Below are 15,238 nucleotides of genomic sequence, written 5' to 3' on the forward strand. Positions count from 1 at the left end.
GTTCCATGCATGAACATTTTGGGTAACCCCCAGTCCCCCATTCATTATCGGTTCTTATCGCTGAGCCGAAATGTCAAGAAGCTGATTATGGTGGTGGCCGATTTTATCGCGTTGCCGTTTGCGTTGTGGTCGAGCTATGCGCTCAGGATGGCTGAATGGTGGCCGTCATATTACTTGCATGAGGCTTGGTGGCTTTTCATCGTCACGCCTATAGCAGGCCTGTATATCTTCATGCGGTTAGGCCTATATCGCGCAGTTGTGCGGTTTATGGGCGCCCAGGCGATTCTCGCGGTTGCCAAGGGCGTTGTATTGCTCGCTCTCTCTATGTGGGCAGCTGCATTTCTATTCAGGGTTGATCCTTTCCCACGCTCGGTACCGGTCATCTTTGCACTGGTCGCGTTGGTGTATGTGGGTGGAAGTCGGCTGTTTATTCGCAACTACTATCACTGGCTGCTTAACCGCAAGACCACTCGCGAGCCCGTGCTCATCTACGGCGCCGGGGGCGCCGGTGTCCAGTTGGCAGCATCATTGTCGAGTGGAGCAGAGTACGTACCAGTCGGCTTTGTCGACGATGAGCCGGCACTTTGGAAAGGAACGGTTGCGGGCTTGACGGTGAATTCACCTGCATCGCTAGGCAAGCTGATCCAGGAGCACAAGGTGTCCCATGTGCTGCTGGCTTTGCCCTCGATTAGTGCGTCAGAACGCCGGAAAATACTGGAACAGCTTTCAGAGTATTCGGTCCATGTAAAAACCATTCCATCGATGGTGGAGATAGTTTCCGGCGCAGCCGTGGACAGCCTGCGCGATGTCGACCCGGAGGATCTGCTGGGGCGGGAAACGGTACCGGCTATCCAGTCTTTACTGGACAGCAGTATTCGTGGAAAGGTGGTATTGGTAAGTGGCGCCGGCGGTTCTATCGGCTCGGAGATCTGCCGTCAAACGCTGTTTAGCGCTCCAAAGGCGCTCGTGCTCTACGAACTGAGTGAGTACGCACTGTACTCAATAGAGCAGGAGTTGAAAGATCTATCTGACGAGCATGGATTGGGGGTTGCCATCTATCCTATTTTGGGGTCGGTGCTGGATATCGGCAGAGTTGAGCGAATATTAAAGCGGTTCGAAGTACAGACTGTTTACCATGCAGCGGCGTATAAGCACGTCCCTCTGGTTGAGCACAACGTAATCGAAGGGGTCCGCAACAATTCGTTCGGTACACAGGTAATGGCGGAGGCCGCCCTGAAGCATGGAGTGGAAAGGTTTGTGCTCATATCCACCGACAAGGCCGTACGTCCAACCAACGTTATGGGAGCGACCAAGCGTCTAGCCGAGCTGGTGCTGCAGGATCTGGCCGCGAGAGCGGATGGGAAAACCGTATTTTCAATGGTTCGATTTGGTAACGTGCTGGGATCATCCGGCTCGGTCGTGCCGCTGTTCAAAAAACAGATACAAGCCGGTGGCCCGGTTACCGTCACCCATCCCGAAATTACCCGTTTTTTCATGACCATCCCCGAGGCGGCCTCCCTTGTGATTCAGGCCGGTTCCATGGCGCGAGGCGGCGATGTATTCGTGCTGGATATGGGCGAGCCAGTCCGTATTGTCGATCTCGCCAGGAGTATGATCAACCTGATGGGACGAGAGATCCACTCAGATGAAACACCCGGCGGAGAGATCAGGATCGAGTACACCGGACTGCGTCCGGGAGAAAAGCTGTATGAAGAGTTGCTGATCGGAGAAAACGTCGTAGGCACGACGCATCCCAAGATCATGCGTGCCGAAGAGGAGGTCCTGCCCTCACAGACGCTACATGACCTGTTACAGACTTTGGAGATTGCGGTGACCAATTCGGATAGTAATACCGCGAGACATACTCTGGAACGCGCCGTACGTGGATTCACACCCTCTTCTAGCATTGTCGATTGGCTGCATACCGAAGGGATCCACATGGATCGGATTGCAAAGCACTGATTTCGTGCGGCGAAAATTGGCAAAGGACAACGGGGCACCGAGCGCAGTATGAGTCAAAAAATCCTGATAACCGGCGGCGCCGGCTATATCGGCTCACATACGTGTGTTGAATTATTGCAAGCCGGCCATGATGTGCTGGTGCTGGATAACCTCTGCAACGCCAGTCGCGAGTCGCTGGCGAGGGTCGAGAGAATAACCGGGCGTTCGCCCGCGTTTATCGAAGGTGATATTCGTGATCGCGCGCTGCTGGATAGGCTGTTTGCCGAGCACAAGATAGGTGCGGTGCTGCATTTCGCCGGATTGAAGGCGGTCGGGGAGAGTGTCGATCAACCGCTCAAGTATTACGACAACAACGTCAACGGATCTCTGGTGCTGACCCAGGCGATGCAGGCCGCGGGGGTGTTCACACTGGTGTTCAGCTCCTCGGCGACGGTGTATGGCGACCCGCAGCAAATCCCTATCAGTGAAGCCTGTCCGCCAGGATTGCCGACCAACCCCTATGGGCGCAGCAAGCTGATGGTGGAGCAGATGCTCGAGGATGCCGTCCGTTCCGATCCGCGTTGGCGGATCGCGATTCTGCGCTACTTCAACCCCGTCGGTGCCCATGAAAGCGGGCTTATCGGGGAGGACCCCAACGACATCCCCAATAACCTGTTGCCCTATATCGCGCAGGTGGCGATCGGTAAGCTGGAGCGGCTGTCGGTGTTTGGTAATGACTACCCGACCCCAGACGGGACGGGGGTGCGTGACTATATCCATGTGGTCGATCTGGCGGCAGGGCATCTGGCGGCGCTTCGATATCTGCAGGATCGAGCAGGCGCGCATATCTGGAACCTGGGTACTGGCCAGGGCTATTCGGTGCTTGAGATGGTCAAGGCGTTCGAGAGCGCATCTCGACGGCCGGTGCCCTATCAGGTTGTGCCCAGACGAGCGGGGGATATCGCCACCTGCTATGCCGATCCCGCCAAGGCACGTACCGAGCTCGACTGGACAGCCCGCCGAGGCCTGGAGGAGATGATGGCCGATGCCTGGCGTTGGCAATCACAAAACCCGGATGGATACGGGTGTTGAGTATTGGTCTTCCGCTACCCGGTTTTGAATAACGGTCGGTTTATCCCTTTCTCTGTGTCGCCCATCCATCATGGTGTAAGATCTTTCGCTTATTTTAAACCCAAGTTAGTACGATTAAGCGGATCGAGACACCCCGGCGTTGAGGAAGCCCGTTTGCAACCTCAGGGCGGTAGCGTGTTTGATCACTCATGATTAGACCGCAATTGGTTAGATAAAGGACTGTAGTCAACCAAATGAAGCTTGGACACTCATCGTCAACACGTGTACGCGGGCTGACCTTCTGGATTCAGCTGTCGGTGGCAAACCTGCTGCTGATCTCGCTCCTCGTTGTCCTGACCATCCTCAAAACCGGCGATGTCGCGCCCCATTACCGTACCTTGGCCGCGCTCACATTGTTGGGCTCCGTCCCTGTTTACAACCTCACCCAGGTTTACGATAAGCGCCTGGGGTATCTTGCCGGCTTACGTCATCTGCTGGTTGGTTGGCTACTGCTCCTGGGCCTTCTGGCGGTGCTGGCCTTCGTGACCAAAACCAGTGAGCTCTACTCCCGCGAGGTGCTGCTGCAGTGGCTGACGCTGGGGTTCATCGTCCAGGCGGTTGCCTTTCTGCCCCTGCATAGAGCATCCAGACAGTACCACAGCAAACTCAGGGCCCGCCGCCGGGCGGCCATACTGGGTACCGGCGAACTGGCGCTGCAGTTGGCGGAGACGTTAAACGTCAAACGCGGCGAGCCGTTGATTGGCCTGATCGACACCGATGATCAACCGGGCAAGGACGACAACCTCTACCCGATCATCGGGCAGGCGGCGCATCTGCGTCAGTTGATCGACGAGCACGAGTTGCGCCGCCTCTATATCGCACTTCCCGCGGCGCGAATGGATCAGATCGAGTCGCTCTATATCGATCTGCTCGACACCAACGTCGATGTGGTCTGGATACCCGATCTGGCCAGCATGGTGATGTTGAACCACTCGGTATCGGACATCGATGGATTGCCGGCCATCCACCTAAACGAGAGTCCGCTGACCGCCTACCCCACCGGGGCCTTTCTAAAAGCGGTGATGGACAGGGGGCTGGCGCTTATCGGCATCCTGCTGATCAGCCCACTGCTGTTGATCACGGCCCTTGCGGTCAAGCTCTCCTCTCCCGGACCTGTACTGTTCAAGCAGCCGCGCCATGGTTACGGCAAGGTGTTTCATGTGCTCAAGTTTCGCTCCATGCGTATGCATGACGACCTGCAGGTGAAGCAGGCAACCCGCCATGACCCCCGTATCACCGCTGTCGGGCGCTTTATTCGTCGCACGTCGATCGACGAGCTGCCGCAACTGTTCAACGTGCTGCGCGGCGAGATGTCCCTGGTGGGCCCGCGTCCCCATGCGATAGCACATAACGATTACTATTCGGACAAGATCACCGCCTACATGGCACGCCATCGCATCAAGCCGGGCATCACCGGGCTTGCGCAGGTCAGTGGCTGTCGCGGCGAGACGGAAACACTGGACAAGATGCAGCGGCGAGTCGAGCTGGACCTGCAGTACATCAACTCCTGGTCGCTCTGGCTGGATATCAAGATCCTGCTGAAGACCCCGTTTACGCTGCTGTCCAGAGACATCTATTAACCCAAGCGATTAAACCAGACGATAAAACCAAGAGGGCAAAGGATATGCCTTACAGACGCATCGAACACCACGGCGCAAAAGATGGCGTCACCGGCTCCTGCCACCAGCTCCATATAGACGACCGGCAGAGCCTGCTGATCGACTGCGGACTGTTTCAGGGCGCGGAGGTGTCGGGCACACAACATGACGACAGCGATCCGCAGGCGATCCCGTTCAGTACCGACGGCATCCGTGCGCTGATCGTTACCCATGTACATATCGACCATGTGGGACGGATACCCTGGCTTCTGGCGGCGGGATTCAAGGGGCCGATCATCTGCTCAGAACCCTCGGCCAGGCTGCTTCCGCTGGTGCTGGAGGATGCGTTCAAGCTCGGCATCAGCCGTGACACCCGGCTGGTGGAGCGCTACCTGGCGCAGCTGAGCGCCCGCACGATCGCACTGCCGTACAAAGCCTGGTTCACGCTGATCGATGACGACCGGCGACGGGTCAGGATCAAACTGCAGCGGGCCGGGCATATACTCGGCTCCGCCTACGTGGAGTGCGATCTGCTGGATCGAGTCAGCGGCCGGAACCGGCGGATCGTGTTCTCCGGCGACCTGGGTGCCCCCTATGCGCCGCTGCTGCCGGCGCCCCGTGCGCCCTACCGCGCCGATGTGCTGGTGTTGGAGAGTACCTACGGCGACCGCCTGCACGATGACCGACGTACGCGTATAGAACGCCTGCGCACCGCCATCGAGCGGGCGCAGCGCAACGGCGGCACCCTGCTGATCCCCGCGTTCAGCATCGGTCGCACCCAGGAGATCCTCTATGAGCTGGAGGCGCTGCAATCGGATTTCGGCATGACCGAGCTACCCGTGGTGCTCGACTCGCCGCTGGCCGCGCGGTTTACCCAGGTCTATCGCGAGCTGAAACCCTACTGGGATGCCGAAGCGCATCGCCGGCTGGCGCAGGGGCATAAACCGCTCGGCTTCGACAATCTGCTGACCGTCGACAGCCACGCACAGCACCAGCAGATGGTGGCGCACCTGGCCACATCGGGCCGTCCCGCCATCGTCATCGCGGGCAGCGGCATGTGCAACGCCGGACGCATCGTCAACTACCTGAAGGCGATGCTGGGTGAGCCGAAACACGCCGTGCTGTTCGTCGGTTATCAGGCAGAGGGCACGCCCGGGCGCGATATCCAGCAGTATGGCCCGCGCGGCGGCTATGTCTGGTTGGATGACGAGCGTATCGACATCCGCGCCCATATCCAGACCATCGGCGGCTACTCCGCCCATGCCGATCAGCGCGGGCTGGTGAATTTTGTGAAACGGATGCGGCATAAACCGGAGGAGGTTCGGTTGGTGCATGGGAATGAGGGAGCGAAACAAGCGTTGAGCGCAGCACTGAGTAAAGTGTGCAGTGCATCAGTGATGGGGTGAGTAACCATGCCGACGCTGCTCAACACCCAAGACACAAGAGCTGAAAGAGAGTTTAACCATCATTGAAGAGAACCGTTCCGAGTTCCTGGAGGCGTGGTATGGCTGGTTTGGCCGGTAAATCTGTGCATTTTGACGACAGTTATCTCCATGTCGAACTGGAGGATGGCCGTATCATTTCAACCCCTATGACCTGGTATCCAGAGCTGGAGTCGGCGCCCGTTAAAGCGGTGCGCAACTACCGGTTTATCTGCGATGCGACCGGCATCGAATGGCCGGAGATCGACTATCACCTGAGCATTGAGGCGATGTTGAAGAGTCCGGCGATCCAGGCCGCGTAGAGAGCCTATAGCTGCGGCAAGTCGTTTATCTCTCACCGTTTGTCCGGAGTACCTGTGCCCCATATCCAGACCATTGGTGGCTACTCCGCCCATGCGAATCAGCGGGGGGCTGGTGAATTTCGTCAAAGGGATCAGGCACAAGCCAAAGAAGATACGCCTGGTGCATGGTAACCTTGGTGCCAAAGAGTTATTGAAAGCCGCACTGGCGCCGGTATGCGAACGCGGAACGCTAGTCTGCACACAGTATTAACACCACTTTCGGAGTAGAAGAAGTAATGCCCGATCTACAGGCCGTGATTGAGATCGCCCGCCACGCGGGTGAAAAAATCATGGCAATCTACGCGCAGGATTTTGCTGTTTACGACAAAGCCGACAGTAGCCCTTTGACCGAGGCGGACCTGGCGTCTCACCACTGCATCGTCGATGGTCTTCACAAGCTGACACCCGAGATCCCCGTTCTCTCGGAAGAGTCTTCGAAGAGTGATATCGAAGCGCGCATGAGCTGGCCCCGATACTGGCTGATCGACCCGCTGGACGGCACCAAAGAGTTCATCAAGAAAAACGGCGAATTCACCGTCAATATCGCATTGATCGATAACCATAAGCCGGTGCTGGGTGTTGTCTACGTGCCGGCCAAAGAGATCACCTATTACGGTGAGGCTGAGCGGGGGGCGTTCAAGGTCGAAGGTGGCGTCACACAAGCCATCAAGGTGAAGCCCATTCCTGAAGAGGGCGAAATCTGGCAGGTTGTCGGCAGTCGTTCGCATCAGAGCGACGAGTTCCGTGAATTCATCGAAGTGCTGCCAAAGGCCGAAATCGTCTCCATGGGCAGCTCACTCAAGCTATGCCTGGTGGCGGAAGGCAAGGCAGACCTCTACCCAAGGCTTGGACCGACCAGCGAGTGGGATACGGCAGCCGCCCAAGCCGTGGTAGAAGCCGCAGGTGGACAGGTTTTGGAGTACCCCAGCCTTAAGCCTATGCGCTACAACACCCGCCAAGACACACTGTTGAACCCTTGGTTCATGGTCTGCTCGGAGGTGTCTGACGTCTGGGCATCGGGCCGTACTCATGAACCGAAACCCTCCCAATACGAATTCCGAGCCAACGACAGCCAGGCTGAGGTGGTGTGGAACCACACCTCGGTAACCCCTGAAGTACGCGCCAAGCAGAAAAACCAGCATCCCAAATGTATCTGGTTTACCGGACTTTCCGGCTCCGGCAAATCCACCCTCGCCAATGCGCTGGAGAAAGCACTGGTAGAGAAGGGCTACCACACCATGCTGCTGGATGGTGACAACCTTCGCCACGGCCTATGTAAAGACTTGGGGATGTCAGAAGCTGATAGAACGGAAAATATCCGCAGGGTTGGCGAACTTGCCAAAGTGATGACCGAGGCGGGCCTTATCGTCATTACCGCATTCATATCGCCGTTCCGGGCGGACCGGGATGCAGCACGCATGTTGTTCCGTGAGGGGGATTTCATCGAGGTGTATGTCGAAACACCGCTCGAGGTTTGTGAACAGCGTGATCCGAAGGGCCTCTATCAAAAAGCACGCAGTGGGGTGATTAAAGACTTTACCGGTGTTGACAGCCCTTACGAACCTCCCCTGTCGCCAGAAGTTAGCGCTAATACGGCGTGCACTCTGGTGACGAACATACTAGACGACGTCCTGAATGTAGTCGCGAGTTCTCTAGATATATAGGCAACTTATGTCAGTAATACGTTTTTTGCGTTCTTAATGAAATGGTAGTTACCAGCTTGATGATGGATAAATAAAATATAGGGATAGATCTGCCGGTCTTGTAACCTATTACATAATAGATTTTTAATAATAATGCTGATTGTGTGCGATAAGTTTAGTTTTATACTATGACGCTGATCGAAAATAGTCTGTCAATTTTAATTCTATATATCAGTATGGGATTAGAGTATAAGCTTTGATTGTTTTTAGCATGATTTTTGATGTTAGTGGAGACTTGTTACAATGAAAATTCTTGTTACTGGTGGAGCTGGCTTTATTGGTTCGGCTGTTATTCGCTATATCATCAAAAATACTCAGGATTCCATCATAAATGTCGATAAACTTACCTATGCGGGTAATATTGAAAATCTGAACGAAATCTATAAGTCAGATCGTTATTTTTTTGAGAAGGTGGATATATGTAACCGAGCCGAGCTGGAGCGCGTATTTTTTGAGCAGCAGCCAGATGCTATTATGCATCTCGCTGCTGAGAGTCATGTAGATCGCTCGATTGATGGACCGGCTGCATTTATTGAGACAAACATTGTTGGTACCTGCACACTGCTTGAGGTTGCACGAAACTATTGGCAGGAGCTGGATAGCACGCGTAAGCGGGCGTTTCGTTTTCATCATATTTCTACTGATGAAGTATATGGTGACCTACCACACCCGTCAGAGATGGACGATGCAGGGCAGTATATGTTTACTGAAACAACATCATACAGGCCTAGCAGTCCGTACTCTGCGAGCAAAGCCAGTTCGGACCACTTAGTACGTGCCTGGATGCGTACCTATGGCTTGCCAGTTATGATAACCAACTGTTCCAACAACTATGGTCCTTACCATTTTCCGGAAAAGCTTGTTCCTCTGATGATCCTTAATGCGTTAGAAGGTAAGCCTTTGCCTGTGTACGGTCAGGGAGATCAAATTCGTGATTGGCTCTATGTTGAAGATCACGCCCAGGCACTTTATATAGTTATCACTGAAGGAAAAATTGGTGAAACCTACAATATTGGTGGGCATAACGAAAAGCGGAATATAGAAGTGGTTAAAACCATTTGTGAAGTTCTTCAGCAACTGGCACCGCCAAAAGACTATCTTAAAATTAGCTCTTACGAAGAATTGATCACGTTCGTACAAGACCGCCCAGGCCACGACCGACGATATGCAATTGATGCAAGTAAGATCCAGCGCGAATTGGGTTGGCGGCCGGAGGAAAGTTTTGAATCCGGTATTCGCAAAACGGTTCAGTGGTATCTCGACAACATTGACTGGTGCCGCCGTGTTCAGGATGGCACATACCAGCGTGAGCGCCTGGGGCAGATCTGATTACAGCGAGGACAAACAATGAAAGGCATTATTCTTGCCGGCGGCTCCGGCACCCGGTTGTATCCCATCACGAAAGGTGTGTCCAAGCAGTTGTTGCCAATCTATGACAAACCGATGATCTATTATCCGCTGTCAGTTCTCATGTTAGCGGGAATCCGCGACATCCTGATTATATCGACGCCAGAGGACTTGCCAAACTTTGAAAAACTACTGGGTGATGGTAGTAATTTTGGCATTCAGCTCAGCTACGCTGAACAGCTAAATCCGGATGGACTTGCTCAGGCTTTTATAATTGGCGAGGACTTTATTGGTGATGACAGCGTGTGTTTGGTTCTCGGTGATAACATCTTTTATGGACAGGGTTTTTCACCCAAGCTAAAGCAAGCTGCAGCCCGCAGTAGTGGTGCTACAGTATTTGGTTATCAGGTAAAAGATCCTGAGCGTTTTGGCGTGGTGGCGTTTGATGAAAACAATCGTGCGATATCGATAGAGGAAAAACCGACTCAACCTAAATCCAACTACGCTGTGACCGGACTATATTTTTATGACAATGATGTGGTGGAAATCGCCAAACAGGTAAAACCCTCTCATCGTGGAGAGTTGGAGATCACCAGCGTTAACCAAGCATACCTAGAGCGTGGAGATCTTAATGTTGAATTGCTGGGGCGTGGTTTTGCTTGGTTGGATACAGGGACGCATGAAAGCTTGCTCGAAGCATCTCAGTTTGTTGAGACGATTGAACATAGGCAAGGACTTAAAATAGCGTGTTTAGAAGAAATTGCATACCGTAGTGGCTGGTTGAGTAAAGAGCAGTTGATAAAGAAAGCACATGCCCTAATTAAGAATGGGTATGGGCAATATTTGCTACGTTTGGGATCGGATCAGTGAAAAAAGAAATTTTACATGTTTGTGGTTTGGGTCCCATTATTCCGCCATATGTTGATTTTTTAGAAGAATCCTTTGATTTAGGTAACCATTATTTTTGGGTGTATGGTGATCATGATAGATATCCACTTAATAAAGAAAATAATGTATATAAAGTAAAAAATGGTTACATAAATAGATTGGAAGGCTGCCTTGTTTTCATAAAAAATGTATCTTCTGCTGAAAAGGTGATACTTCATGGGTTATTTGATACTAGAATTATACTGATGTTATGGATGATGCCATGGGTGGCTTATAAATGCTATTGGATTATGTGGGGTGGTGATCTTTACTCCCATAAAAATGGTAAAAAAAACTGGAAGGTGAGAGTTAGAAATTTCTTTTCTCGTCAGGTGATAAAAAAAATAGGGCATTTGGTTACGTATGTGCCTGGAGATATTAAGCGAGCTCAGAAATGGTGTGCTGCTCGTGGAGAATACCATGAATGCCTGATGTATCTCAGTAATGTAGTGAGTTTGGAAAAAATTAAAGCGGTAGAGAGGATATCAGAATCGCATTCCGGTTTACATATACTGGTGGGGAATTCCGCAGATCCGAGCAATAACCATGTTGAATCCTTTAAAAAGATTCTACCGTATAGAGATAAGGATATAAGAATCTATGTACCACTGTCTTATGGGGATCAGGAGCATGCAAAAAAGGTTATGTCTCTGGGATATGAATGGTTTGGCGATAGGTTTTATCCGCTTACTTCTTTTATGGAATACGACGATTATTTTAAGTTTCTTAAAAATATTGATATTGCTATTTTTAATCATGAGAGACAACAGGCGATGGGTAATACAATCACATTGCTGGCGTTGGGAAAAACAGTTTACATGAGATCAGATGTCAGTCAGTGGGATTTGTTTTCTAGTAAGGGTATAAAAATACTGAATATTGCTGATTTTGATAGTAGTACGCTTGATTCAACTAGGTTGGCTAGGAATAAAGAAATCGTGATTGAAAATTTCAGTCGTAAAAAACTAATAGAACAATACTCAAAGCTGTTACGTAAATGAAGAGATTCGGTTTTTATATTGTGGGTAAAAAGGGATTTGATTGTTTGTCTGCCTTTGTTGAAGAATTTGGATCTTTATATGTGTCATTTGTGGTTTCGTCAAGGGATATTAATGTTAAGAACGATTATTTTCAGGATATAAAATATTTTTGTGAGGCGAATGATGTTTTTTTTAGTGATCGTCTATCCCTTAATAAAAGAGAATCTTCTCTAAGTTTTGCTATAGGTTGGCGCTGGCTTATCCACGATGATGATAATCTTGTGGTATTTCATGATTCGATTTTACCTCGATATCGTGGATTTGCTCCTTTGGTTAATGCGCTGATAAATGGTGAGAAGAATATAGGCGTTACAGCATTGCGTGCAGATTCTAAATATGATGCTGGGAATATTATCGGTCAGAATTCAATTGAGGTTATCTATCCGAAAAAGATAGCAGATGCTATAGATGAAATCACTAAGCTTTATATTCGTTTGTTATTAGATATATCTAGAAAAACAATCAATGGGGAAAGCCTGCTTTATATTGAACAGGATCATTCCAAGGCATCTTTTAGCCCTTGGCGAGATGAGGATGATTATTCGATCAATTGGAGTAAAAGTGCTGAGTATATTTCTCGATTTATCGATGCTGTAGGCTATCCATATCTTGGTGCAAAATCAAGAATAAACGGTGAAGATATATTAATTAACGATTCGATAGCCTTAAATGATGTCTTCGTGGAGGATCGGTCTTCGCATATTGGAAAAATTATATTTATGACGGAAGGGCGCCCGACTATTATATGCGGTGAAGGTTTAATTGAGTTGATAGATGTCGTTAATAGTAAGGGCGAATCATTAATTGGTAAAATTCCGTTCAGGACAAGGTTTGGGAGTTGATTTTGACCGTTGAATTCAATAGTCCTACCGTGACAGGTAATGAGGAAAGATACGTAATTCAAGCTATAAATAGCCAAAAAAAATCGGGAGATGGTCCATTCGGTAAAAAATGCCAAGCTTGGTTTGAAAAAATGCTGCCTGCTAATAAGGTACTAATTACTCCTTCTTGTACATCAGCATTGGAAATGGCTGCATTATTAATAAATATTAAGCCCGGTGATGAGGTGATCATGCCGAGCTACACTTTCGTCAGTACTGCAAACGCATTTGTTCTAAGGGGGGCGAAGGTCGTATTTGTGGATATACGCCCTGATACGATGAACATAGATGAAAACGTTATAGAGGCTGCAATTACTAAAAAAACTCGCGCTATTGTGCCAGTTCATTACGCCGGTGTTAGCTGCGAAATGGATATAATTATGGAGATAGCTTCACGTCACAATCTGTATGTCATCGAAGATGCTGCACAAGGAATGATGAGCAGCTACAACGGAAAGGCCCTTGGAACAATTGGTCATTTTGGAGCTTTCAGTTTCCACGAAACCAAAAACTATACTAGTGGAGGCGAAGGAGGGCTTCTTATTATAAATGATGAGGGTTTTAAGGAAAGAGCAGATATCATCCGCGAAAAAGGTACTAATCGTAGCCTATTTTTCCGAGGGATGGTAGATAAGTATCAATGGGTCGATATCGGAAGTAGCTACCTACCGAGTGAGTTACAGGCAGCGTACCTTTGGGGTCAGCTAGAGTTTGCGGAAGAGATAAATGAAAATCGCTTATCAATATGGAAGCGGTATTATAAAGGCCTACTATCTTTGCAGGACACTCGTAAGTTAAGTCTCCCAATTATTCCATCAGGTTGTTGCCATAATGCTCATATGTTTTATATCAAGGTAGCAAACTTAGAGGAAAGAAGCTCTCTTATAGCGTATCTAAAGGATAATGACATAATGGCTGCTTTTCATTACGTTCCACTACATACATCTTCGGCAGGTTTAAAATATGCAGAATTTATAGGAAAGGATCGATATACAACAATCGAAAGCGAACGTTTACTACGTTTGCCGATGTGGTATGGGTTGAATGAGGTAAAACAGCAGTATGTCATTGATATGATAAAAGAGTTTTACCAGTGACACCAAGAAAAGTAGCAGCCTTTGCGATTGGACCTATTGGTAGCGCTCTATTGGGCTTTGTAACACTGCCTATAATAACTTGGTTTTTTTCTCAGGAAGATATAGGCCGGTTGGCAATGCTACAAGTGGCAGTTGGGTTTAGTACCTTACTTTTTAGCCTAGGGCTTGATCAGGCGTATGTTCGTGAATTTCATGAAGCTGAAGACAAGGCCGCGTTGCTCAAATGTGCAGTTCTTCCAGGCTTGATACTACTGCTTATTACTCTGGTTTTATTAATATCGAGAGGGGGCGCTCTGGCGGGTTGGTTGTTTGAACGACACGAATGGTATCTCACCTTACTTGTAGTAGTAGCGATATTATCAACTTTTATATCCCGTTTTTTGTCTCTTATACTGAGAATGAGCGAGCGCGGCTTGGCATTTTCAATGAGCCAGGTATTGCCTAAACTGTTATTGCTTGGTGTGATTGGACTATACGTAATAATTGGCGAGGATAAAAATTTAAACAATCTACTTTTAGCTAACACTCTTTCCGTTGTTCTTGTGAGTGCTATATTTGCGTTTAATACACGCGCTGATTGGGCTGCAGGCGTTTTATCAAAGCTGGATATACAGCAATTGAAAAGTATGCTGATGTTTGGCTTGCCTTTAATACTGGGTGGCGTCGCCTTTTGGGGGCTAACGGCCATAGATAAACTTTTTTTGCGCACTTTGGCCAACTTTGAGGAACTTGGTATTTACTCTGTCTCTGTTAGTTTCGCAGCAGCGGCAACAATATTGCAAAGTATTTTTACAACCGTATGGATACCAACAGTGTACAAATGGGTTAGTAAAGGGGATGGTTTGGACAGAGTCCTCGGTGTGATTCGTTATGCCCTAGCAGTGGTTGTTATTGCTTATTGCTTAGCAGGGCTGTTGTCCTGGATTCTAACTTTATTTTTGCCAATAGAGTACGGTTCAGTTCAATGGATTGTCGTTTCCTGCTTAGGTTATCCCCTGCTTTACACATTGTCAGAAACCACTGTGGTCGGTATCGGTGTAACCAGACGCAGTATTTTCGCGATGCTGCCGGCAATAGTAGCATTTGCCGTTAACTGTATTGGAAATTGGTTGTTGATTCCACGATTTGGTGCTGCAGGTGCGGCGGTAAGTACTAGTATTTCTTTTTGGGTTTTCTTTATTTTAAGAACAGAGCTATCTATTTATGTATGGAAGCCCATTCCTCGGGGTTTGCTTTATACTTACACAACTATTTTAGTTGCTGGTGCGGCTATTTTTACTTTATGGGGACAGAATATAAGTACCTGGATGTATATTTTTTGGTTTTTGGTGCTCATTAGTTCAATTTATAAATTTAAGACTGAAGTTCATCACGTGTTTAATTTTTTTTTCAGTTCTCATTAAAAAGCCGTTAATAATGCAGCTATTCAATAGTTAGATATTTGGCTGACGGGGTAAGATGGCAAGAGAATATATGGAAGTGTTTAGATATAAATATTAGAGGAGTACTTCCAAAACGATATGGTCTTTCTACTAATAAACTTGATCAAAGAGCTGAAACCTAAGTGTGAGGAGAGCTTATAATAGTTGTTACTAACTTTTCGAAAAGTAAAGTCATAAAATGTGATACAATCGGCGCATGAAATGTAAACGTAGCTCAGATGGCCGTGCCATCGATCATTACTCCCTTCAGGTCATGCGCCAGCAGGCCGTGAAAGCGGTTGGCGAAGGCCAATCTCCCGAGTCCGTTGCCAAAGCGTATGGAGTCAGTGTGCGCACCGTCTTCCGCTG

The 15,238-nt window shown here is 49.3% G+C and carries 13 protein-coding genes; all 13 read left to right on the forward strand.

The features are described from left to right. Nucleotides 1-9 precede the first annotated feature (9 nt). The gene (locus KQ940_RS15240) at nucleotides 10-1,962 is read left to right on the forward strand and encodes a polysaccharide biosynthesis protein (protein ID WP_246590103.1); all 1,953 of its coding nucleotides are present in this window, start codon (nucleotides 10-12) and stop codon (nucleotides 1,960-1,962) included. A 48-nt stretch (nucleotides 1,963-2,010) separates the two neighbouring features. Continuing rightward, on the forward strand, nucleotides 2,011-3,033 hold the full coding sequence (galE, locus tag KQ940_RS15245; RefSeq protein ID WP_217414596.1) for a UDP-glucose 4-epimerase GalE: 1,023 nt from the start codon (nucleotides 2,011-2,013) through the stop codon (nucleotides 3,031-3,033). 233 nt (nucleotides 3,034-3,266) lie between these two features. Then, nucleotides 3,267-4,652 (forward strand): undecaprenyl-phosphate glucose phosphotransferase, encoded by a 1,386-nt coding sequence (locus KQ940_RS15250; protein WP_217414597.1) that lies wholly within the window; start codon nucleotides 3,267-3,269, stop codon nucleotides 4,650-4,652. A gap of 44 nt (nucleotides 4,653-4,696) precedes the next feature. Then, nucleotides 4,697-6,076, forward strand: a complete 1,380-nt coding sequence (locus KQ940_RS15255; RefSeq protein ID WP_217414598.1) for an MBL fold metallo-hydrolase RNA specificity domain-containing protein — start codon at nucleotides 4,697-4,699, stop codon at nucleotides 6,074-6,076. Between the two features lie 98 nt (nucleotides 6,077-6,174). Continuing rightward, a complete protein-coding gene (locus tag KQ940_RS15260; protein WP_217414599.1) occupies nucleotides 6,175-6,414 on the forward strand; it encodes a DUF2442 domain-containing protein in 240 nt (79 codons plus the stop codon). Nucleotides 6,415-6,689: 275 nt separating this feature from the next. Then, nucleotides 6,690-8,117, forward strand: a complete 1,428-nt coding sequence (gene cysQ / locus KQ940_RS23230) for a 3'(2'),5'-bisphosphate nucleotidase CysQ (protein ID WP_425515643.1) — start codon at nucleotides 6,690-6,692, stop codon at nucleotides 8,115-8,117. 282 nt (nucleotides 8,118-8,399) lie between these two features. Beyond that, nucleotides 8,400-9,485, forward strand: coding sequence for a dTDP-glucose 4,6-dehydratase (gene rfbB, locus KQ940_RS15270; RefSeq protein ID WP_217414600.1), 1,086 nt, complete (start codon nucleotides 8,400-8,402; stop codon nucleotides 9,483-9,485). 18 nt (nucleotides 9,486-9,503) lie between these two features. Beyond that, nucleotides 9,504-10,373, forward strand: coding sequence for a glucose-1-phosphate thymidylyltransferase RfbA (gene rfbA / locus KQ940_RS15275; protein ID WP_217414601.1), 870 nt, complete (start codon nucleotides 9,504-9,506; stop codon nucleotides 10,371-10,373). Further along, nucleotides 10,370-11,431: a TDP-N-acetylfucosamine:lipid II N-acetylfucosaminyltransferase family protein gene (locus KQ940_RS15280; protein ID WP_217414602.1), complete on the forward strand. Its 1,062-nt coding sequence runs from the start codon at nucleotides 10,370-10,372 to the stop codon at nucleotides 11,429-11,431. The genes rfbA and KQ940_RS15280 overlap by 4 nt, the downstream gene beginning before the upstream one ends. Then, on the forward strand, nucleotides 11,428-12,312 hold the full coding sequence (locus KQ940_RS15285) for a formyltransferase family protein (protein WP_217414603.1): 885 nt from the start codon (nucleotides 11,428-11,430) through the stop codon (nucleotides 12,310-12,312). Before KQ940_RS15280 ends, KQ940_RS15285 begins: the two co-directional genes overlap by 4 nt. Nucleotides 12,313-12,314: 2 nt before the next feature. Continuing rightward, entirely contained in the window at nucleotides 12,315-13,448 is a 1,134-nt protein-coding gene (rffA, locus tag KQ940_RS15290) for a dTDP-4-amino-4,6-dideoxygalactose transaminase (protein WP_217414604.1), read from the forward strand. After that, nucleotides 13,445-14,851 (forward strand): lipopolysaccharide biosynthesis protein, encoded by a 1,407-nt coding sequence (locus tag KQ940_RS23095; RefSeq protein ID WP_343222667.1) that lies wholly within the window; start codon nucleotides 13,445-13,447, stop codon nucleotides 14,849-14,851. The genes rffA and KQ940_RS23095 overlap by 4 nt, the downstream gene beginning before the upstream one ends. Nucleotides 14,852-15,086: 235 nt before the next feature. After that, a partial coding sequence (locus tag KQ940_RS15300; protein ID WP_217414610.1) for a helix-turn-helix domain-containing protein occupies nucleotides 15,087-15,238 on the forward strand: 152 nt, incomplete at its 3' end.

It is taken from the genome of Marinobacterium ramblicola, assembly GCF_019084545.1.
In the GTDB taxonomy this organism is placed as follows: Bacteria; Pseudomonadota; Gammaproteobacteria; order Pseudomonadales; family Balneatricaceae; genus Marinobacterium_D; species Marinobacterium_D ramblicola.